The sequence below is a fragment of the Deinococcus grandis genome (assembly GCF_001485435.1).
GTDB classification, from domain to species: Bacteria; Deinococcota; Deinococci; order Deinococcales; family Deinococcaceae; genus Deinococcus; species Deinococcus grandis.
The window spans coordinates 1,090,076-1,109,805 of sequence record NZ_BCMS01000001.1; the positions used below are offsets into that span (position 1 = coordinate 1,090,076).

The 19,730-nt window shown below is 71.6% G+C and carries 19 protein-coding genes; 13 read left to right on the top strand and 6 right to left on the bottom strand.

Annotated features, from left to right (window positions below; genetic code table 11):
- The first annotated feature begins 422 nt into the window (after positions 1-422).
- The 3 genes from DEIGR_RS05465 to DEIGR_RS05475 all read left to right on the top strand — a co-directional run bounded on the left by DEIGR_RS05465 (position 423) and on the right by DEIGR_RS05475 (position 3,418).
- A complete protein-coding gene (locus tag DEIGR_RS05465) occupies positions 423-1,688 on the top strand; it encodes an NAD(P)/FAD-dependent oxidoreductase (RefSeq protein ID WP_058975955.1) in 1,266 nt (421 codons plus the stop codon).
- On the top strand, positions 1,688-2,311 hold the full coding sequence (locus DEIGR_RS05470; RefSeq protein WP_058975957.1) for a VOC family protein: 624 nt from the start codon (positions 1,688-1,690) through the stop codon (positions 2,309-2,311). Before DEIGR_RS05465 ends, DEIGR_RS05470 begins: the two co-directional genes overlap by 1 nt.
- A gap of 66 nt (positions 2,312-2,377) precedes the next feature.
- A complete protein-coding gene (locus DEIGR_RS05475; RefSeq protein WP_058975959.1) occupies positions 2,378-3,418 on the top strand; it encodes a branched-chain amino acid aminotransferase in 1,041 nt (346 codons plus the stop codon).
- Positions 3,419-3,624: 206 nt separating this feature from the next.
- Here the strand turns inward: DEIGR_RS05475 and DEIGR_RS05480 are convergent, their stop codons facing one another.
- Positions 3,625-4,431 (bottom strand): hypothetical protein, encoded by an 807-nt coding sequence (locus DEIGR_RS05480; RefSeq protein WP_058975961.1) that lies wholly within the window; start codon positions 4,429-4,431, stop codon positions 3,625-3,627.
- 129 nt (positions 4,432-4,560) lie between these two features.
- Between DEIGR_RS05480 and DEIGR_RS05485 the strand changes: the two genes are divergently transcribed.
- The 8 genes from DEIGR_RS05485 to DEIGR_RS05520 all read left to right on the top strand — a co-directional run bounded on the left by DEIGR_RS05485 (position 4,561) and on the right by DEIGR_RS05520 (position 12,508).
- Positions 4,561-6,456: a 1,4-alpha-glucan branching enzyme gene (locus DEIGR_RS05485; RefSeq protein ID WP_058975963.1), complete on the top strand. Its 1,896-nt coding sequence runs from the start codon at positions 4,561-4,563 to the stop codon at positions 6,454-6,456.
- A gap of 59 nt (positions 6,457-6,515) precedes the next feature.
- On the top strand, positions 6,516-6,815 hold the full coding sequence (locus DEIGR_RS05490) for a hypothetical protein (protein ID WP_236704662.1): 300 nt from the start codon (positions 6,516-6,518) through the stop codon (positions 6,813-6,815).
- 226 nt (positions 6,816-7,041) lie between these two features.
- Positions 7,042-8,055, top strand: a complete 1,014-nt coding sequence (locus DEIGR_RS05495; RefSeq protein ID WP_083523936.1) for an FAD:protein FMN transferase — start codon at positions 7,042-7,044, stop codon at positions 8,053-8,055.
- Between the two features lie 38 nt (positions 8,056-8,093).
- Positions 8,094-8,648 (top strand): DUF2271 domain-containing protein, encoded by a 555-nt coding sequence (locus DEIGR_RS05500; protein WP_058975967.1) that lies wholly within the window; start codon positions 8,094-8,096, stop codon positions 8,646-8,648.
- Positions 8,626-9,282, top strand: coding sequence for a PepSY-associated TM helix domain-containing protein (locus DEIGR_RS05505; protein WP_236704664.1), 657 nt, complete (start codon positions 8,626-8,628; stop codon positions 9,280-9,282). The genes DEIGR_RS05500 and DEIGR_RS05505 overlap by 23 nt, the downstream gene beginning before the upstream one ends.
- Positions 9,283-9,377: 95 nt before the next feature.
- Positions 9,378-10,175 (top strand): nitroreductase family protein, encoded by a 798-nt coding sequence (locus DEIGR_RS05510; protein ID WP_058975969.1) that lies wholly within the window; start codon positions 9,378-9,380, stop codon positions 10,173-10,175.
- Positions 10,176-10,218: 43 nt separating this feature from the next.
- Complete coding sequence (locus tag DEIGR_RS05515) at positions 10,219-11,406, top strand: trans-sulfuration enzyme family protein (protein WP_058975971.1); 1,188 nt, start codon at positions 10,219-10,221, stop codon at positions 11,404-11,406.
- A 97-nt stretch (positions 11,407-11,503) separates the two neighbouring features.
- Positions 11,504-12,508, top strand: a complete 1,005-nt coding sequence (locus tag DEIGR_RS05520; RefSeq protein ID WP_058975973.1) for an NADP-dependent oxidoreductase — start codon at positions 11,504-11,506, stop codon at positions 12,506-12,508.
- Positions 12,509-12,604: 96 nt separating this feature from the next.
- Here DEIGR_RS05520 and DEIGR_RS05525 read toward each other — a convergent pair whose 3' ends face one another.
- From DEIGR_RS05525 to DEIGR_RS05545, 5 genes are all read right to left on the bottom strand, one after another.
- Positions 12,605-13,606, bottom strand: a complete 1,002-nt coding sequence (locus tag DEIGR_RS05525) for an isocitrate/isopropylmalate dehydrogenase family protein (RefSeq protein WP_058975975.1) — start codon at positions 13,604-13,606, stop codon at positions 12,605-12,607.
- Between the two features lie 163 nt (positions 13,607-13,769).
- Positions 13,770-14,168 carry a copper resistance CopC family protein gene (locus tag DEIGR_RS05530; protein ID WP_058975977.1) on the bottom strand — a complete coding sequence of 133 codons (399 nt, stop codon included), beginning with the start codon at positions 14,166-14,168 and terminating at the stop codon, positions 13,770-13,772.
- Between the two features lie 63 nt (positions 14,169-14,231).
- Positions 14,232-14,684: a DUF1775 domain-containing protein gene (locus tag DEIGR_RS05535; RefSeq protein ID WP_058975979.1), complete on the bottom strand. Its 453-nt coding sequence runs from the start codon at positions 14,682-14,684 to the stop codon at positions 14,232-14,234.
- Between the two features lie 157 nt (positions 14,685-14,841).
- On the bottom strand, positions 14,842-15,330 hold the full coding sequence (locus DEIGR_RS05540; protein WP_153013642.1) for a hypothetical protein: 489 nt from the start codon (positions 15,328-15,330) through the stop codon (positions 14,842-14,844).
- Between the two features lie 44 nt (positions 15,331-15,374).
- Positions 15,375-16,001, bottom strand: a complete 627-nt coding sequence (locus tag DEIGR_RS05545; RefSeq protein WP_058975983.1) for a rhomboid family intramembrane serine protease — start codon at positions 15,999-16,001, stop codon at positions 15,375-15,377.
- A gap of 217 nt (positions 16,002-16,218) precedes the next feature.
- Between DEIGR_RS05545 and DEIGR_RS05550 the strand changes: the two genes are divergently transcribed.
- Both DEIGR_RS05550 and hrpB read left to right on the top strand, forming a co-directional pair.
- Positions 16,219-17,154, top strand: coding sequence for an aldo/keto reductase (locus DEIGR_RS05550; protein WP_058975986.1), 936 nt, complete (start codon positions 16,219-16,221; stop codon positions 17,152-17,154).
- A gap of 96 nt (positions 17,155-17,250) precedes the next feature.
- Positions 17,251-19,728: an ATP-dependent helicase HrpB gene (gene hrpB, locus DEIGR_RS05555; protein WP_058975988.1), complete on the top strand. Its 2,478-nt coding sequence runs from the start codon at positions 17,251-17,253 to the stop codon at positions 19,726-19,728.
- Positions 19,729-19,730: the final 2 nt, after the last annotated feature.

The following is a 19,730-nucleotide window of genomic DNA, read 5'->3' on the forward strand; positions in this document are numbered from 1 at the left end:
CTACCCAGAGGGCAGGGGGGGCCTACGTTGCACTGGGCAAGAGGTTCTACTCGTGCGTTGTGCGGGTATCGGGCGCTGACGGGTCTGGCCTCGACGCCATGCTGCCGGGACGGTGGAAGGCCCGGACGCTGCGCGTCCGACGGCTCGGGGTGATCTGCGGCGGCTGGCCGGGTGGGTCGGCGCGGGCGGCTGATCGACTCTGTCCTTTCTCCTCCCCCCTTGAGGGGGAGGCCGGGTGGGGGGTGGCGGGCCGCGCCCGCCCTCTTCGTTTCTCACAGCCAGAGCCCGGTGCCCCGCGTGCCCGCCCCAATCCAGCCAGCCCACTCCCCACAACCCACTTCCCACTGCCCACAACCCCCGCTCCCTTCACTTTCCGTCCATTGATTCAGTTGCGGTGGGTGGGGGCTTGTTAGCCTGCGCGCATGTATGACGTGGTGGTGGTGGGTGCGGGGTTGGCGGGTCTGACGGCGGCGCGGGTGCTGTCGCGGGCGGGGGAGCGGGTGCGGGTGCTGGAGGCTGCGGCGGAGGTGGGGGGGCGCGTGCGGTCGCGGTCTGTGGGTGGGTTCGTGCTGGACGCGGGGTATCAGGTGTTGTTCCCGGCGTACCCGGCGGTGCGGCGGCACGTGAATGTGGGGGCGCTGGATCTGGTGGGGATTGCGCCGGGTGCGGTAGTGGTGCGGGGAGAGAAACGGGAGACGCTGGGCAGTCCGTTCGGGGATCTGGGGGCGCTGCCGGGGACGCTGGCGGCGCGGTCGCTGGGCGTGGCGGACAAGGCGCGGGTGGCGGCGCTGGCGGTGCGGTTGCGGGCGCCTGCGCCGTTCGAGTTGCTGCGCGGGCCGGACGAGTCCACGTCAGCGTACCTGCGGCGGCAGGGGTTCAGTGAGGGGGCGCTGGATGCGTTCTTCCGGCCGTTCTTCGGCGGAATCTTCCTGGATCGGACGCTGGGCACGAGTGCGCGGCTGTTCCGGTACTACTTCCGGATGCTGATGGACGGCGGCGCGGCGCTGCCCCGCGCGGGCATGGGGGCGTTGACGGCGCAGCTGGCGGAGGGGCTGGAGGTCAGCGTGAACGTCCCGGTACAGCGGCTGAGCACGCACGCGGGGCACGTGACGGTGCACTCGGCAGCGGGGGAGCTGGAGGCGCGGCAGGTGATCGTGGCGACCGATCCGGGCACCGCCGCCCGCCTGACCGGTGCGGATGTGGCGCGCGGCAGCGTGAGCAGCACGTACCTGCACTACGCGAGTGCCGGGCAGATCGACCGTGAGGCGCGGCTGCTGCTGAACGCCGAGGCTGGGTTCATCAACAACGCCCACTGGCTCAGCAACGCCGTGCCGAGCCGCGCCCCGGCAGGCGGGCACCTGTTGACCGTGACGGTCCTGGGCGAACCGGACCTGGATGACGACGCGCTGGACGCCCGCGTGCGCGGCGAACTGGGCCGCTGGTACCCGCCCACGCAGGTGCAGGCGCTGCGCACCCTGCTCGTGGAACGCATCCGGCACGCGCAGTTCCCGCAGCCGCCCGAGTACGCCGCCGTGCTGCCCGGCCACGCGACGCCCCTGCCGGGCGTGATCATCGCCAGCGAGGCGACCGCCATGAGCGGCATCCAGGGCGCGATGGAAAGCGGCGAGAAGGCCGCGGCGATCGTCCTGAACGACCCGGTCGGCATGAGCCGCCCACGAGGGGCGTGATGACCGTGGCGGGGATAGGGGCGCGTCTGGATCATCTGGTGGTGGCGGCCCGTTCGCTGCCGGAGGGGCGGGAGTGGCTGGAGGGTCGCCTGCGCGTGCCGCTCCAGCCGGGCGGGGAGCATGAGCTGTTCGGCACGCACAACCTGCTGCTGTCGCTGGGGCCGGACGCGTACCTGGAGGTGATCGCCGTGAATCCGGACGCGCCGAGACCCGCGCGGGCGCGCTGGTTCGCGCTGGACACGCCGGGCATGCAGGAGCGGCTGGCGCACGGTCCGGCGCTGGTGCACTGGGTGGCGCAGGTGCCGCAGGTGCCAGCCGGGCCGGACGCGCTGCCGCTGTCGCGCGGGGAGAACCGCTGGGTGCTGACCGTCCCGCCGGACGGTTCACTGCCGGGGGGTGGGGCTGCGCCGTCCCTGATTCACTGGTTGACGCCGCCGCCGCCCACGCGACTGCCGGATTCGGGGGTGCGCCTGTCGGGCCTGCGGCTGGGTTCGCCCGAACCGGATGGGCTGCGCGCGGCGCTGGACGCCCTGCGGTTCCACGGAGAGGTGGAGGTCGTAGAGGCCCCGCAGGTCGAATTGCGCGCCACGCTGGACACGCCGCACGGGCCAGTGGAGCTGTAGCGGTGCCGTGGGGTCGCGTCCGGGAGTCTTGACCCCCACCGTGCGGGGTGCGCCACAATGGGCGTCATGAGCACCCAGACTGCCCGCCCGCCCGTGGATCTCGACTGGAACACGCTGGGATTCAGTTACGTCCGCACCGACGAGCGCTACCTGTCGCACTGGCGGGACGGCGCGTGGGACGCCGGGACGCTGACGCTGGACAACGTGCTGCACATCAGCGAGGGCAGTACGGCGCTGCACTACGGTCAGCAGTGCTTCGAGGGCCTGAAGGCGTACCGCGCGGCGGACGGCAGCATCAACCTCTTCCGCCCGGATCAGAACGCGGCGCGCATGCAGGCCAGCTGCCGCCGTCTTCTGATGCCGGAGGTCAGCACCGAGCAGTTCATCGACGCGTGCCGTCAGGTCGTTCAGGCGAACGAGCGCTGGCTGCCCCCCTACGGCAGTGGCGGCGCGCTGTACCTGCGCCCGTACGTGATCGGCGTCGGGGACAACATCGGCGTGCGCAGCGCCCCGGAGTTCATCTTCGGCGTGTTCTGCATTCCCGTGGGCGCGTACTTCAAGGGTGGCCTGACGCCGCACAACTTCATGACCAGCGAGTACGACCGCGCCGCGCCGCACGGCACGGGCGCCGCGAAGGTCGGCGGGAACTACGCCGCGAGCCTGATGCCCGGCGCGCAGGCCAAGGAGCGGCACTTCGCGGACGCGATCTACCTCGACCCGGCCACCCACACGAAGGTCGAGGAGGTCGGCGCGGCGAACTTCTTCGCCATCACCAAAGGCGGGCAGACGTTCATCACGCCGAAGTCGCCCAGCATCCTGCCCAGCATCACGAAGTACAGCCTGCTGCATCTGGCCGAGCACCGCCTGGGCCTGAACGTCGTCGAGGGGGACGTGTACATCGACCGCCTGGACGAGTACGCCGAGGCGGGCGCCTGCGGGACGGCGGCCGTCATCACGCCCATCGGCGGCATCCAGCACGGCGATACCTTCCACGTGTTCCACAGCGAGACCGAGGTCGGCCCCGTCACCCGCCGCCTGTACGACGAACTGGTCGGCATCCAGTCCGGCGACCGCGAGGCGCCCGAGGGCTGGATCGTCAAGGTGTAATACGGACTCCGATTGAATGGCTCATAAAGCCGTTCAATCCGAGCGGACGCGACTCGTAGAGCTGCGCAGCAGAGGAGGAGAAAAACGGGTTCCGGACGTGGAGTTGGCAACCCGGCGCTGTCCCGGGTTGCTAACGAAACTAACGGAATCCGCATAAGGCGTAGGACGCAGGAGGCGGTTCGCGGTGCGCGGGCCGCCTCTTGTGGTTACCGCGAGAGGTGGATGGGCGTGACGGTCGCAGCGGTCAGGCCCAGTTCCGCGTCGGCCTGGGTTTCGGCGGGGGTATCGCCCCAGGCCTGCATGATCAGGTGCCGGGCGCCGCGTTGGCGGGCGGCGTCGCCAGTGGCGCGCAGCAGGGCGTGACGCAGCGTGGTGTGGCGCCACGCCGGGTGGACGCCGGGACTGCCGATGGTCAGCGTGTCGCCGTCCAGCCACGCGCGGCAGATCCCGACGCCCTGCCCGGAGGCGTCCACCGCGACGTGGCCCACGGTGTCGTCCGATCCGTGCGCGCCGGGGATGAGGTCAGTGTCGCCCACGAGCGTGTGGCCCAGCCGGTCGGCGTACGTGGCCTGCGCCTCCCGCCGGACGGTCAGGTCCTCCGCGGCGGCCAGCGGGAGGATTCGGACCCCCTCCGGGACCGGGGCGTCCAGGGTGGGCAGTGGGCCGCGCCAGTCGGTGAACTGCCCGGCCTGCCGCCAGCCGAGCCTGCGCAGGGCCTCGCCGGGCAGCAGGGCGTCGTCCGCGTAGGCGCTCAGGGTCGCGCCGGACGTCATGGCGGCCCGCAGGAGGGTCAGGGCGACCTGGGTCTGCCGGGGGCCAGGGCGGGCGCCGCCCAGCACTTCCAGGTCCGCGCGTGGGGTGCGGCGCAGGGCAATCGCGCCCGACCCGTCCTCTGCCGTCCACGCGGCGATCAGCTGCGGCAGTAGGGGGCGCAGGTCGCCCGCGCCGCAGCCCAGCAGGTCGGCCAGGGCAGGCAGGATCAGGTCGGGCGGGGTGGGTGCGGCGGCAGTCACCGGGGCAGCATAGGCGGCGCGGACCGCCGGTCACGCCTCACCTGACGGCCGTGGGTGGCCCTGAGCGTTTCCTTCATGTTCCGCGCCGGGTTCGGCGGGTGGCGGGGGGGCGCAGCTAGACTGGCCCACATGAGTGAAGCGCTTCCGCTGGATCACGGGCACCTGCAGAAACTGGTCACGGCGGACCTGGTACGCCCCGATCACCTGCTGGGCGCGCACGTCGTGACGCAGGGCGGCGTGGAGGGCGTGCGCTTCGGCGTGTGGGCCCCGAACGCGCATCACGTCAGCGTCGTGGGGGACTTCAACGGCTACAACGGCTTCGACAACGCCATGCAGCGCCTCGACTTCGGGTTCTGGGGCGTGTTCGTCCCGGCGGCCCGCAACGGGCAGCGCTACAAGTTCCGCGTGACCGGCCCGGACGGCCGCACCGAGGACAAGATGGACCCCTACGGCTCGTTCTTCGAGGTGCGCCCCGCGACCGCCAGCATCGTCTGGGACCAGCCGTTCACGTGGTCCGACGACGGCTGGATGGCGCACCGCAGCGAGGGCTTCGAGCAGCCCGTCAGCATCTACGAGGTGCACCTGCCGTCCTGGGCGCGCCGGGACGACGGGTGGTTCATGAACTACCGCGACCTCGCGCACCGGCTGGGCGAGTACGTGCAGTTCATGGGGTACACGCACGTGGAACTGCTGGGCGTCATGGAGCACCCCTTCGACGGGTCGTGGGGCTATCAGGTGACCGGGTACTACGCGCCCACCAGCCGCATGGGCAGCCCGGAGGACTTCAAGTACCTCGTGAACCACCTGCACAGCCTGGGCATCGGCGTGATCCTCGACTGGGTGCCGGGGCACTTCCCGACCGACAGCGCGGGCCTCGCGAAGTTCGACGGCACGCCCCTGTTCGAGTACGCCGACCCCCGCAAGGGCTTCCATCAGGACTGGAACACGTACATCTTCGACTACGGCCGTAACGAGGTCGTGATGTTCCTGATCGGCTCGGCCCTCAAGTGGCTGCAGGATTTCCACGTGGACGGCCTGCGTGTAGACGCCGTCGCCAGCATGCTGTACCTGGACTTCTCCCGCACCGAGTGGATCCCGAACATCCACGGCGGCCGCGAGAACCTGGAAGCCATCGCGTTCCTCAAGCGCCTGAACGAGGTCGTGCATCACATGGCGCCGGGCTGCATGATCGTCGCGGAGGAGAGCACCTCGTTCCCCGGCGTGACCACCCCGAGCCCGTTCGGGCTGGGCTTCGACTACAAGTGGGCGATGGGCTGGATGAACGACAACCTCGGGTACTTCGAGAAGGACCCGCTGTGGCGCAAGCACCACCACCACGCGCTGACGTTCTTCAACGTGTACCGCACGAGCGAGAACTACGTCCTGGCGATCAGCCACGACGAGGTCGTGCATCTGAAGAAGAGCATGGTCATGAAGATGCCCGGCGACTGGTACGCGCAGCGCGCCGGGTACCGCGCGTTCCTGGCCCTGATGTGGGCCACGCCCGGCAAGAAACTGCTGTTCATGGGGCAGGAGTTCGCGCAGCCCACCGAGTGGAACCACGACGTCAGCCTGCCCTGGCACCTGGCGGACCACCCGGACCACCGGGGCGTGCTGAACCTCGTGCGGCGCCTGAACGGCCTGTACCGCACCCGCCCCGACTGGCACGTGGCCGACACGAAGGAAGAAGGCATGCTGTGGGTGAACGCCGACGACGTCGAGAACAGCGTGTACGCCTTCATCCGCCGCGACCCGGTGGGCGGCGCGTGGAGTGTCGTCGTGGCGAACCTGACCCCGGTGTACTGCGACGTGTACCCGGTCGGGGTGCCGCAGGGCGGCGCGTACCGCCTGCTGCTCTCCACCGACGACGGCGAGTTCGGCGGCTTCGGCACGCAGCAGCCCGACCTGACCGCCAGGGAGGAAGGCTGGCACGGGCAGACCCATCACCTGCGCCTGAACCTGCCCCCGAACAGCGTGCTGGTGCTCGCCCCCACCGCAGAGACGATCGTCAGCGACGACCGCTGACCCGTTGGCCCGTGCGTGGGGGACAGTCGGGTGGGGTGGCCTGTGCTTGAATGCAGCGCGTGACGACGACCCCGCCCGATCCCACGCCTGACCAGCCGGGCCGCCGCCCCACCCCGGACGCCCTGACCGCCGTGAGTTTCCTGCTGCTGGCGGCGCTGGCCGCGCTGCTGCTCTGGCCCCTGCTGATGGGCGGCGTGGCGCCCAGTCCGTACCTGATCGGGGGGCTGCTGCTCGCGCGGCTGGGGGTGCAGCTCCTGCGTGCCCGCCGCGACCCGCGGCTGCGCCGCCCGGTCAGCTGGGCGCTGGACCTGCTGATCATCGCGCTGATCTTCAACGTGGCCAGCCGCCAGCCCGCCTGACCGACGCCCGGCCATTTCCGGCCTGTGCCACAGGCCAAGTGGGGGAAACCTCAGGACCGGGCCTGAGGCTCTCTGCGCCGTCGATTTGGGCCGCAGTGTGCTGGACACGCCAGGACAGATCTGGATGACCGGCCGCCGGAGAGGTGCGTCTTTCCCTCTCTGGTCCCTACCACTGCCTGCTTGGACGCGGCAGATTTTAACGCCGGCATCAGAAAAGCGGTGCATTATGCGGGGCGTGATCCCGACAATCCTGCGCCACGTCCTGCGGCCCCCCTACCGGCTGCACTCCACCTACGAGCGCCTGCTGGGCACCGAGGTCGAGGTGCAGGTGGTGGCCCGCACGGCCGCGCAGGCCGAGGCCGCCGAACAGGCCGCCCTGACCGAGATCGACCGCCTGACGCGGATCTTCAACCGCTTCGATCCGGGCAGTGAACTGTGCCGCTGGCAGGCCCGGCCCGGCGACGCCCACGTTCCGCTGAGCCTGGAACTGCTGCACCTGCTGCGCCTCGCCGATCACTGGCGCACGCTGAGCGGCGGGGCGTTCCATCCGGGTGCGGACGCCATGGGGCAGCTGTGGCAGCAGGCCGCGGCGACCGGGCAGCAGCCCAGCGCGGCGACCCTGGAACGGCAGGTGAGTGCGCTGCGCGCCGCCCCGTGGACCCTGCACGCCGACGGCAGTGCCACCCTGCACGCGGCGGGACCGCTGGGCCTGAACGCGCTGGCCAAGGGGTACGTCGTGGACCGCGCGGCGCTCGTCGCCTCCCGCTGCGTGGGGGTCCGCAGCGTCCTGATCAACGCCGGGGGGGACCTGCGCGTGACCGGCCCCGCCCGCGTGAACGTGGGGGTCGCCGACCCGTTCACCGCGCGGGACGACGCGCCGCCCATCGCGCGGGTGCAGGTGCGCGGCGGGGCGCTCGCCACGAGCGGACAGGCGCACCGGGGCTTCCTGGTGAACGGCACGCACTACTCGCACGTCATGGACCCCCGCACGGGGCAGCCGGTGCAGGACGTGCCGGGCGTGACCGTCACCGCGCCCGAATGCGTCACGGCCGACGCGCTGGCCACCATCCTGAGCGTGCTGGACGTCCGCGCGGGCCTGCACCTCCTCTCGGGCCTGCCCGAGTGCGAGGCGTTGATCGTCACCGCCGATGGGCAGCGGCACGCGTCGCCCGGGTGGCGCGGCGTGAACCTCCGCGCGGAGCCCGGCGGTCGCCCCCGGCCCCTGTTAACCGCCCGCTAACGGGGCGGCGGCACCCTGCCCGCAGGAGGATCCACCCCATGACCCACACGCGCCGCACCGTCCTGCACCGACTCGGCCTGACCGCCGCCGCCCTGACCGTCTCCCGCTTCACGCCCGCCCAGGCCGCCGCCGCCACCACGAAGAAGTGGCCGACCGGCATGAGCCTCGACGTGACCTTCACGGTCGCCACGAAGGCCAGCGGCCGCGTGAAACGCCCCTACGTCGCCGTGTGGATCGAGGACGAATCCGGGAACACCGTCCGGAACCTGACCGTGTGGGTGCAGCAGTCGCGCATGAACCCCCGCTGGCTGAGCGAACTGCGCCGCTGGTACCGCACCAACGCCGACCTCCTGACCACGGTCAGCAGCGCCACCCGCAACCCCGGCACGTACGCCGTGGCGTGGGACGGCAGGACCGACAAGGGCGCCCTGGCCAATCAGGGCACGTACTACGTGTGCGTGGAAGCCGCCCGCGAGCACGGCCCGTACTCGCTGGTGCGCGAGAAGATCACGGTAGGTACGGCGGCGTTCAAGAAGACCCTGACCGCCGACAACGACATCGAGGCGGCCAGTGTCGCTCTCGGCAAAGCCTGAGGAGCAGGGGGCGGGGGGGCGGGCCGCCCGCCCCGCCCCGCGCCCCCGCACGCTGAAGGCCCGCACGAACGTCTGGCTGCGCTGGGCGCACACGTACACCAGCATGATCAGCCTGCTCGTCGTGCTGTTCTTCAGCCTGACCGGCATTACCCTGAACCACCCGGACTGGGTGTTCGGCACGAAGGACGTCACGCGCACCGTGTCGGGCACCCTTCCGGGCGGGTGGCTCAGGAACGGCCAGCCGGACTGGCTGACCGTCGCGGAGGAACTGCGCGCCCAGCAGGGACTCAGGGGCCGCGCCAGCGACCCGCGCGCGGACGACCAGCAGGCGGATATCTCGTTCCTGGCCCCCGGCTACAGCGCCGACACCGTCATCGACGTGAAGACCGGCACGTACGAGACCACCATCCTGGAGCAGGGCGCGGTGGCGGTCATGAACGATCTGCACAAGGGCCGCGACGCCAGCCCCGCCTGGAAGTGGGTCATCGACCTGAGCGGCGTGTTCCTGACCGTGATCTCCCTGACCGGCCTGGGTATCCTGCTGTACCTGAAAAAGACCCGCGTACAGGCCCTGACCGTGATGGGCATCGGGGCGGTCCTGACCGTGCTGCTCGCGTGGCAGGCCAGCCGCTAGCTTCACCCGAATCCTGTTGCCATCCTCTGCCGCCTCGCGCGGGGAGGGTGGCGTTCTGTCGCGCCTCCCGCACTTGCCCCGGCGGGGCGGCGGGTATGCTGCCCCGCGTGACCGATGACCGCCACCGCCGCCCCGAGGATGTCCGCGCCTTCTACGACGCGCACCGCACCGTCCGCCAGTACCAGACCCACGAGGACGGCACGCCCCTGCCCATGCCCGCAGCGCACCTGGACGTCATCCTGCACGCCGCGCAGCGCGCCCCGACCGACGCGACCGCGCAGCTGTACTCCCTGATCCGCATCACCCGCCCCGAACGGCGCGCCCGCATGGCCGAACTCACCACGAACGCGCACATCGCCACCGCCAGCGAGGCGTTCGTCGTGTGCGCCGACGTGCGCCGTGTGGAACGTGTGCTGCAGGTCGCCGGGCAGGAGTCGGGCACGTGGCCCGCCATCGCCGTGCACTTCGGCATCGGGGACGCCGTCATGGCCGGCACCAACCTCCTGACCGCCGCCGAGATGCTCGGCTACCAGGGCTGCTGGATCGGCGGCGTGCTGAACGGCCTGGATGGCATCATCGAGGAACTGAAGCTCCCACAGGGGGTCCTGCCGTTCGCCGCGCTGACGATCGGCCGCCCCGCCGAGGACGCCCCGTATCGCCCGCGCGTGCCCCGCCCGCTGGTCATCCACACCGACACGTACCACGAGGCCACCGACGAGGAGATCCGCCACGCCACCGAGATCATGAACCCCATCGCCGCCCGCAACGGGAAACCCGGCGACTGGGCGCGCCTGCTGACCGCGTACTTCGGACAGGGCGGCGGCATGGAAAAACGCGAACCCGGCCTCGTGGCCGCGCTGAAACAACAGGGCCTCTGGGCCGGCGGGGAGTAAGCACCCGCAGGGGAGGGGCGGCTCACCTCCCTAGAATGAGCGGGTGAGCGACCCCAAGTCCGCCCCCACCTACGACCTGACCACCCTGGCCGCCCGCGCGGGCGAGGAAGCGCGCCCGAACCGCGCGCCCGCGCTGGTCGAGCCGATCTACCAGAGCACCGTGTACGCCTTCGCGGACCTGGACGACCTCGACCGGGCCATGAGCGGTCAGGAACCCGCCGCGTTCTACTACCGCAACGGCACCCCGAACGCCGCGACGCTGGAACGCGCCCTGTCGACCCTGGAGGGCACCGAGGCGGCGCTCGTCGCCGGGAGCGGCATGGCGGCGATCAGCGCCGCGCTGCTGGGCGTGCTGAAGGCCGGGGATCACGTCATCACGGACGCGCGGGTGTACGGCGTGACGTACGCGCTGCTGGCCGAGGAATTCCCCCGCCTGGGCATCGAGGTGTCCTTCGTGGACGCCTGCGACCTGAACGAGGTCGAGGCCGCCTTCCGTGAGAACACCCGTGTCGTGCACGTCGAGAGCCTCACCAACCCGCTGCTGACCGTGCCGGACGTGCCCGCCCTGGCCCGCCTCGCTCACGGGCGCGGCGCGCTGCTGAGCGTGGACAACACCTTCGCCAGCCCCGCCATGTTCCGCCCCGCCGAGCACGGTGCGGACCTCGTGACGCACTCGGTCAGCAAGTACCTCAGCGGGCACTCCACGGCGTTCGGCGGCGTGCTGTGCGCCTCGGCGGAACTCGTCGCCCTGGCCCGCACGCGCCTGCTGCGCCTGGGCGGCACCATCAGCGCGTTCGACGCGTGGATGACCATGCAGGGCCTCAAGACGCTGGGCCTGCGCATGCGTGCCCACAGCGGCAACGCGCAGGCCATCGCGGACGTCCTCGTGAACCACCCGCGCGTGAAGGCCGTGTACCACCCGGGCCTCAGCGACCACCCGCAGTTCCACCTCGCCATGGACCTCTACCCGAACGGTTTCGGCGGGATGCTCAGCGCCGACATCGAGGATGCCCCCCGCTTCGTGAAGGCCCTCGCCGGGCGGATTCCGCTCGCCCCGTCCCTGGCGGACGTCGTCACCACGCTGTCCTGGCCGTGGGGCACCTCGCACCGCCCCCTGCCCGAAGGCGAACGCCGCCGCCTGGGCATCACCCCGAACCTGCTGCGCCTGAGCATCGGCATCGAGGACATCGGCGACCTGCTCGGCGACTTCGAACGCGCGCTGGACGAGTAATTCCCCGGGGTGGGCGGGAGTGTCCGGCAGGGCGTAGCAGTTTGAACGTCACCCCGCTCACCATCCGCGCCTCTCATGAAGGCGCACAGTGGCCCGCATGACGACCTCACGCGAAGTGCAACTCGCTGCCCGTCCCGTCGGCGCCCCCAGGGACAGCGACTTCAACCTCGTGGACCTGACCCTGCCCCAGCCCGCCGCCGGGCAGATTCAGGTCCGCAACCTCTACCTGACGGTCGACCCATACATGCGCGGCCGCATGAACGACGCCAAGAGCTACGCCGCGCCCTTCGCGCTGGGCGAGACCATGACCGGCGGCGCCGTCGGCGTCGTCACGCACAGCGAGGACGCCAGCGTGCCCGTCGGCGCGCACGTCCTGCACGACCAGGGCTGGCGCACCCATGCCAACATCGACGCGAAGCGCGTGAAGGTGCTGCCCGAACTGCCCGGCGTGCCCCTCAGCGCGTACCTGGGCGTGCTCGGCATGCCCGGCCTGACCGCCTACGCGGGCCTGCTGCGCACCGCCGAATTCAAGCCCGGCGACGTGGTGTTCGTGTCCGGCGCCGCCGGAGCCGTCGGCAGCGCCGTCGGACAGATCGCCCGCCTGAAGGGCGCCGCGCGCGTGATCGGCAGCGCGGGCAGCGCCGACAAGGTCCGTCACCTGATCGACACCCTGCGCTTCGACGCAGCGTTCAACTACAAGGACGGTCCGGTCGCCGAACAGCTCAAAGCCGCCGCGCCCGACGGGATCGACGTGTACTTCGACAACGTGGGCGGCGAGCACCTGGAAGCCGCCATCGGCAGCATGCGCCCGCACGGCCGCGCCGCCATCTGCGGCATGATCAGCCAGTACAACGCCACCGAACCCACGCCCGCGCCCCGCAACCTCGTGCAGATCATCGGCAAGCAGCTCACGCTGCGCGGCTTCCTCGTCGGGCCGCACTACGACCTGTTCGACACCTTCGCGCAGGAAGTCGGCGGCTGGATCGCCAGCGGCGAACTGAAATTCGACGAGACCGTCGTCGAGGGCATCGACCAGACGCCCGCCGCGTTCATGGGCCTGCTGCAGGGCCAGAACACCGGCAAGATGATCGTCAAGCTGTAAGACTCCGGTGGAATGGTGTGCGAACACTGTTCACTCCGAACACAGGAGAGAGGGCCGGACACGCTGAGCGTCCGGCCCTCTCCTGCTGGTGTCTGCTTACGCCAGGGCGGCGATGACGGCGTTCGTGAACTCCTCGGTCCCGGCGGTGCCGCCGAGGTCGCGGGTGCGGGGGCCCTCGACGAGGACCTTGTTCACGGCGTTGTCGAGGCGGCGGGCCGTTTCATGGTCGCCGATGTGGTCGAGCATCAGGACGGCGGCGAGGATGGTCGCGGTGGGGTTGCTGATGCCCTGACCGGCGATGTCGGGCGCCGAGCCGTGCACGGACTCGAAGATGCCGAACTTGTCGCCGACGTTGCCGCTCGCGGCGATGCCCAGGCCGCCGACCAGACCGGCGGCGAGGTCGGAGAGGATGTCACCGAACATGTTCGTCATGACCATCACGTCGAACTGCTGGGGGTTACGCACGAGCTGCATGGCGGCGTTGTCCACGATCATGGTGCTGGTGTTCAGGCCGTCCACGGTCTTGGCGTGGTCGAGGATGGTGTTCAGGAACAGGCCCTGCGTGACGGGCAGCACGTTGGCCTTGTGCACGACCGTCAGGCGCTTGCCACGCTTCATGGCGAGGTCCGCGGCGAACTTGCCGATGCGGTCGCTGGCGTCCTTCGTGATGACCGTGTCGGCGATGGCGGTGTCGCCGTAGCGGCGTTCCTGCTCGACGTACAGACCCTGGGTGTTCTCGCGGACGATCACCAGGTCGACGTTCTCGTACGCGCCGGGCACGGGGCGGGTCTTGGTGGGGCGCACGTTGGCGTACAGGCCGTACTTCTGGCGCAGGTGGCGGATCGCGCCGAAGAACCCGGCGGGTTTCTCGCCGCTGGGGCTGGTGGCCGCGCCGAACAGGGTCGCGTGGGTGTTCTCGACGGCGTCGTACGTCGCCTGGGGGACGCTGGTGCCGTGGTCGAGGTAGTACTCGTACCCGGCCTCGGCGTGGACGTATTCGGCGTCGAAGCCGGCGGCGTCGAGCACGCGGCGGGTCGCGGGGATCACTTCGTGGCCGATCCCGTCGCCTTCAATCAAGCAGATGCGATATTTCGCCATAACCTGTTCAGTGTAAGGCCAGTCAGGTCAATGTGATGCAGGTGACGGGCTGCGTGGGCGTCACCCGCAGCGTGACGGACTGCACGCCCGACCACCGAACTGGAAGCGATTCCGTGCTGGACGGGCTGCACGGAATCACCCCCGAACGCCGGGATGGCGGGGCTCAGCGGACCCGGAAGGAGCTGCTGCCCGTCACGGGATGCCCGTCCTCCGAGAGGATCTTCCAGGCGATCACGTACTGACCGGACTTCAGCCTGGGCTTCAGGGTCAGGGCCAGCCGGGCCGCCGCGCCACTCAGCTTGACCGGCTGGTTCGCCAGCGCCGCCGAGTCGGCCTTCTCGACCAGAGCGCGCCGCGCGGCCTCGGCCACCGTCACGCCCGCCGGGACCGCCATCACGCGGAACGTCGAGAAACGCAGTTCGACAGGTTCGCTGAACGCCAGGGTCACGGTCTTCGGGGCGGTCACGGTGGCGTTCGGCGCGGGGGTCACGCCCGACACGGCGGTGTGGGCCGCAGCCACGGACAGGGTCAGGGCAGCCAGCAGGGGCAGGATCTTCTTCACGGGACAACCTCCAGGGTAGGGAAGGGGCAATGGGGGGAAGCGGACCTCCCCCCAGCGGAGCGGTTACTTGACGGTGGTCTTGCTGGCTGGGCCCTCGGCGGGGTTGGTGTCGTCCCACGCGACGACGCTGCCGTCGCTGTACGTCTGGTAGATCTTCCACACGACCTCACCCGCCGCCGCCGGGTTCTTCGCCTGGAAGAAAAAGCGGGCGTACTCCATGGGCGCCACGCGGCCCTTCCAGACGACCTCGGTCACGAGGCCAGCGGCGTCCCTCTTCACGGTGCGCGTGAACCCGGGCGTGACCTGGAAGCGGCTGATCACGACCCCGGCGGGCACCACGAGGCGGATCTGGGTGGTGGCGATCTCCTTCTCGGTGGGAACGTTCAGGCGGTACGTCTCGCTCTTGCCAGCGGCGGATTCGGTCAGGCCGGTCTCGGTGCGGACGGTGGCGTGCGCCCCCGCGACGGACAGGAACAGGGCAGCGGCCAGGGGCAGAACGGTTTTCAGGTTGAACATGGGTGGACTCCAGGGTGAATCAGGGGACGCCGCAGGCCACGCAGGCGCGGTCGTCGGAAGGTGCGGGGAAGCAGGGTGCGCGGGGCATGGGGCGCGCGGGGGTGCCGGGCTGGGTGCCCCGTCAGTCGGGCAGCGGCAGCTCCGGCTTTGGCGCAGGTCAGGCCAGCGGTGGCGCGCGGGCGTCCGCGTGACGCAGCGTGAACGTGACCGGCCCGGCGGTGCGGGTGGTCACGTGGAGGGCGCGCTGGGCCCGTGGGCCGACGCGAGGCCCGTCGGCGGCGGCCAGCGCGAAGCCGGTCGTGAGGCAGAACGGGCAGTGAGGATCGCCGTGCGCGTGCTGCGGCGGGGCGTTCGGCGCGGCGTCCGTCAGGGCGTGCCTGTCCGCGTGCGCGGCTCCCGCCTGCGCCGTGCGGGGGGTGGGTGGGTCGCAGGGGACGCCCGCCACATGCACGTGGGCAGCGGCCTCGGTCGGAGCCTCGTGCCCCCCGGCGACGGTCTGGGTGAGCGTTCCCAGGGTCAGGCCCAGCCCACCCGCGCCGGGGCTGCGGGTCAGGTGCGCCAGCGACGCCAGCACCGCGAGCAGCGCCAGCACCCAGCGGCCCGCCCGGGTCGGGGCAGGTCGCAGGTGATGGGCTGATACTCGCATCGCGCCGAGCATAGCCCGACCCCCAGGTGAGAATGTCCTGCCGGTCAGCGGGGCAAGCCAGTCGGGGGACGCTTCCGGTGCAGGATCGCCGCCGCGATCAGGCCGCCCACGAAGCCGAACAGGTGCGCCTCCCACGACACGGCCGGGTTCGCCGGGAGCACGCCCCACAGGATGCCGCCGTACAGCAGGAACGCCGCGACCGCCACGCCGACCGCCAGCGGGGTGCGTTCCCACCAGCCGACGCCCAGCAGGTACGCGAGCAGCCCGAACACCAGTTCACTGGCGCCCAGGTGCACGCTGCCGCCCCGACCGAGCAGCCACACCAGTCCGCCGCCGATCAGGACGATCAGCAGCAGCGCCGCCAGGAAGCGCGCCACGCCGCGCAGGGCGCTCATGAACGTCAGGACGGCCAGCGGCACGGTGTTCGCGATCAGGTGCCCGAAGCCTGCGTGCAGGAACGGCGCGGTCAGCACGTGCCAGAACGTGCCGGGTGCGCGCGGCTCGATGCCGAACTGATCCAGCTGCCCCTGGAACACCAGCTGATCGGCGCCCTCCTGCACCCACAGGCCCGCGATCAGGGCGGCGGTGACGGTCGCGGCGCGGCCCAGGCTGACCCCCGGTCGTGGGGCGCCGGTGGAGCGCGTGAAGGTCTGGCGGGGTGGGGCGCGCATGCCCCAGCATGCCTCACGCGGGCCGGGGCGCGCGTCCATCTTTCAGCGGTTTCCAGTTCCATTGAAGGGCCAACGGCACGCCCCTGGGCTCCACTTCCAACCGCTGATGTTGACGGCTTCTCGCTCTGCTCGGTTCAGAGGCATTGAGCAAATCCCTCAACACCTCTGAACACCGCTGTTGGGTGCAGCTCATGTCGGGTCGGCGTAGGCTGCCCGCATGCAAACGCGAACGCTGGGACACAGCGGCCTGACCGTGTCGGTCGTCGGGCTGGGCTGCAACAACTTCGGGGGACGGCTGGATCAGGCGGGCACGACCGCCGTGGTGCGCCGCGCGCTGGACGCGGGCATCACGCTGTTCGACACGGCCGACATCTACGGCAACCGGGGCGGCAGCGAGGAGATGCTGGGCCGCGCGCTGGGCGCCGAGCGGGCGAACATCGTCCTGGCGAGCAAGTTCGGGATGGACATGGGTGACGGCAAGGGGGGCGCGCGGCCCGCGTACATCCGCGAGGCGCTGCACGCCAGCCTGCGTCGCCTCAGGACCGATCACCTGGACCTGTACCAGCTGCACACCCCCGACCCGGAAACGCCCATCGAGGACACGCTGGGCACCCTGAACGACCTGGTGCAGGAGGGCCTGGTGCGCGCCGTCGGCGTGAGCAACATGCCCGCCGCCGACGTGCGCGCCGCCGATGCCCTGGCCCGGCAGCACGGCTGGGCGCGCTTCACGTCCTGCCAGGACGAACACAGCCTGCTCGTGCGGGACGTCGAAACTGACCTGATTCCCGCCATGCACGACCTGAACCTGGGGCTGCTGCCGTACTTCCCGCTCGCCAGTGGCCTCCTGACCGGCAAGTACCGCGCCGGGGCCGACCTGCCCGAGGGTGCACGCATCACCGGCAGCAGGGGCGCCCAGGACCGCTACCTGACCGAACGGAACTGGGCGGTCGTCGAGGACCTGCGTGCCTTTGCCGAGAGCCGGGGGCACTCCCTGCTGGACCTCGCCTTCAGCTGGCTGCTGTCCTTCGACGTGACGAGCAGCGTGATCGCCGGGGCCACGAAACCCGAGCAGATCGACGCGAACGTGGCCGCCGCCGCGTGGACCCTCACGCCAGAGGAACTGGCCGAGGTGGACCGCATCACCGGTCGCTGACCCACCCCCCTCCTCCAGGTGGGAGGGAGCACCCGCCCCACCTCCTTCCCACTCCCTCCTGCCCACTGCCCACTTCCGGCGCACCGCGCCCTTACCATGCGGGGCGTGAAGTTGCCGATCGAGGAGGTCACGGGGGAGGTGCGCGCGGCGCTCGCGGCGCATCCCCTGGTGGTCGTGCAGGCCCCGCCGGGCGCGGGCAAGAGTACGGGGTTGCCGCTGGCGCTGCTGGACGAGCCGTGGCTGGCCGGGCAGGGCGTCGTGATGCTCCAGCCCCGCCGGGTCGCGGCCCGCGCGGTGGCGGCGCGGCTGGCGGAAGGTCTGGGCGAGGAGGTCGGCGGCACGGTCGGGTACCGCGTGCGTTTCGATTCGCGCGTGTCGGCCGCGACGCGGCTGGAGGTCGTCACCGAGGGCATCCTGACCCGCCGCCTGCAACGCGACCCGGAACTGTCCGGCGTGGGGCTGGTGATCCTGGACGAGTTCCACGAGCGCAGCCTGAACGCCGATCTGGCGCTGGCGCTGCTGCGCGAGGTGCAGGGGGCGCTGCGGGACGACCTGCGGGTGCTGGTCATGAGTGCCACGCTGGACCCGGCGCTGCCCGGACGGCTGGACGCGCCCCTCGTCGAGAGCGCGGGCCGGGCGTACCCGGTGGACGTCCGGTACCTGCCGACCGACCCGGTGGGCCGCGTGGAGGATCTGGTGGCGCGGCAGGTGCGTGCCGCGCTGGACGCCGAGCCGGGGGACGTGCTGGCGTTCCTGCCGGGCGTGCGTGAGATCCGCGCGGCCGCCGCGCTGCTGCCTGACGTGGACGCCGTGGTGCTGCCCCTGTACGGCGACCTCCCGGTGCGCGAGCAGGCGCGCGCGCTGCGGCCCGACCCGGACGGGCGGCGCAAGGTGGTCCTGGCGACCAGCATCGCCGAGACGTCCCTGACCATCGACGGCGTGCGCGTCGTGGTGGACGGCGGACTGAGCCGCACGCAGGCGTTCGATCCGGCGACCGGCCTGACCCGCATGGTCACGGGCCGCGTCACGCGCGACGCCGCCACGCAGCGCGCGGGCCGCGCGGGCCGCACCGCGCCCGGGGTCGCGTACCGCCTCTGGAGTGAACGGACGCAGCCGCTGCTGCCCGCCGCGCGCCCGCCGGAGGTGCTGGACTCGGACCTCGCGCCGCTGACGCTGGAACTCGCGCAGTGGGGCGTGACCGACCCCGCGACCCTCCACTGGCTGGACGTGCCGCCCGAGCGCCGCGTGCAGACCGCGCGGGGCGTGTTGCGGGACCTGGGCGCGCTGGACGACGCGGGCCGCGTGACGCTGGAGGGCGCGCGCCTGCTGGACTTCCCCACGCACCCGCGCGTCGCGCACCTGCTGACCGCGCCGGGTGACCCCGCGCTGGCGGCGGACGTGGCGGCGCTGCTGGAGGAACGCGACCCTCTGTCCGTCGGGTCCGGCGCGGACCTGACCGACCGCGTGCGCGCCCTGCGCTCCTGGCGGCGCAAGGAAGGCAGTAGGGGAGACGTCGCCGTGCTGGAGAGGATCGAGCGGCTGTCCTGCCAGTGGCGCACCCTCCTGAAGGTCCGTGCCGACGACCGTGACCCCGACCCGTTCGCGGTGGGGGCCCTGGTGGCCCGTGCGTACCCGGAACGCGCTGCGCTGGCCCGCGAGGAAACCAGTGGCCTGCGCCGGGGCCGCTTCCTGCTCGCGGGCGGTCAGGGGGCCGCGCTGCCCGAGGGGGACGCCCTGGCCGGAGCGCGCGCGCTGGCCGTCGCGCACCTCGACGCCGCGCAGGCCGAGGGCCGCATCTTCCTGGCCGCGCCGCTCGACCCGGCTGCGCTGGACGCCGGGGCTGCGTGGGCGGACGCCGTGCGCTGGGACGCCCGTACCGGCACCCTCGTCGCGCAGTGGGAACGGCGCTTCGGCGCGCTCGTCCTCGAAACCCGGCCCCTGCGGGACCTGCCCGCCGCCGCCCGCGTGGACGCCCTGGCCGCTGCGATCCGCGACGAGGGCCTGCATCTCCTGACCTTCAGCCCGGACGCGCAGGCGCTGCGGGACCGCGTGGAGTCCGTGCGGTTCTGGAGGCCGGAGGAAGACTGGCCGGACCTGAGCGACGCCGCGTTGCTCGGCACCCTGGAAGACTGGCTGGGCCCGCACCTGGACGGCGTGCGCAGTCGCGACGACCTGGGGCGCGTGAACCTCCTCCCGGCCCTCCAGGCGCAGCTGCCCTGGCCCCTCCCGGCCCGCCTGGACGACCTGGCCCCCACGCACCTGACCGTCCCCACCGGCAGCCGCATCCGCCTCACCTACCGCCCCGGCGAGGCGCCCATCCTGGCGGTGAAGTTGCAGGAACTGTTCGGGCTGGCCGACACGCCCGCCGTGAACGAGGGCCGCACGCCCGTGCTGCTGCACCTGCTCTCACCCGCCGGGCGGCCCGTGCAGGTCACGCAGGACCTCCGGTCGTTCTGGAACTCCTCTTACTTCGAGGTCCGCAAGGACCTGCGCGGCCGCTACCCCAAACACCCCTGGCCCGACGACCCCTGGACGCACGCCCCCATGAAAGGCACCAAGAAACGCGGCGTATGACG

Excerpts from the sequence above, each read along its gene's own strand:
- DEIGR_RS05465 (WP_058975955.1), top strand. The coding sequence starts at position 423 with ATGTATGACGTGGTGGTGGTGGGTGCGGGGTTGGCGGGTCTGACGGCG.
- DEIGR_RS05470 (WP_058975957.1), top strand. The coding sequence starts at position 1,688 with ATGACCGTGGCGGGGATAGGGGCGCGTCTGGATCATCTGGTGGTGGCG.
- DEIGR_RS05475 (WP_058975959.1), top strand. The coding sequence starts at position 2,378 with ATGAGCACCCAGACTGCCCGCCCGCCCGTGGATCTCGACTGGAACACG.
- DEIGR_RS05485 (WP_058975963.1), top strand. The coding sequence starts at position 4,561 with ATGAGTGAAGCGCTTCCGCTGGATCACGGGCACCTGCAGAAACTGGTC.
- DEIGR_RS05495 (WP_083523936.1), top strand. The coding sequence starts at position 7,042 with ATGCGGGGCGTGATCCCGACAATCCTGCGCCACGTCCTGCGGCCCCCC.
- DEIGR_RS05500 (WP_058975967.1), top strand. The coding sequence starts at position 8,094 with ATGACCCACACGCGCCGCACCGTCCTGCACCGACTCGGCCTGACCGCC.
- DEIGR_RS05510 (WP_058975969.1), top strand. The coding sequence starts at position 9,378 with ATGCTGCCCCGCGTGACCGATGACCGCCACCGCCGCCCCGAGGATGTC.
- DEIGR_RS05520 (WP_058975973.1), top strand. The coding sequence starts at position 11,504 with ATGACGACCTCACGCGAAGTGCAACTCGCTGCCCGTCCCGTCGGCGCC.
- DEIGR_RS05525 (WP_058975975.1), bottom strand. The coding sequence starts at position 13,606 with ATGGCGAAATATCGCATCTGCTTGATTGAAGGCGACGGGATCGGCCAC.
- DEIGR_RS05535 (WP_058975979.1), bottom strand. The coding sequence starts at position 14,684 with ATGTTCAACCTGAAAACCGTTCTGCCCCTGGCCGCTGCCCTGTTCCTG.
- DEIGR_RS05540 (WP_153013642.1), bottom strand. The coding sequence starts at position 15,330 with ATGCGAGTATCAGCCCATCACCTGCGACCTGCCCCGACCCGGGCGGGC.
- DEIGR_RS05545 (WP_058975983.1), bottom strand. The coding sequence starts at position 16,001 with ATGCGCGCCCCACCCCGCCAGACCTTCACGCGCTCCACCGGCGCCCCA.
- DEIGR_RS05550 (WP_058975986.1), top strand. The coding sequence starts at position 16,219 with ATGCAAACGCGAACGCTGGGACACAGCGGCCTGACCGTGTCGGTCGTC.
- hrpB (WP_058975988.1), top strand. The coding sequence starts at position 17,251 with ATGCGGGGCGTGAAGTTGCCGATCGAGGAGGTCACGGGGGAGGTGCGC.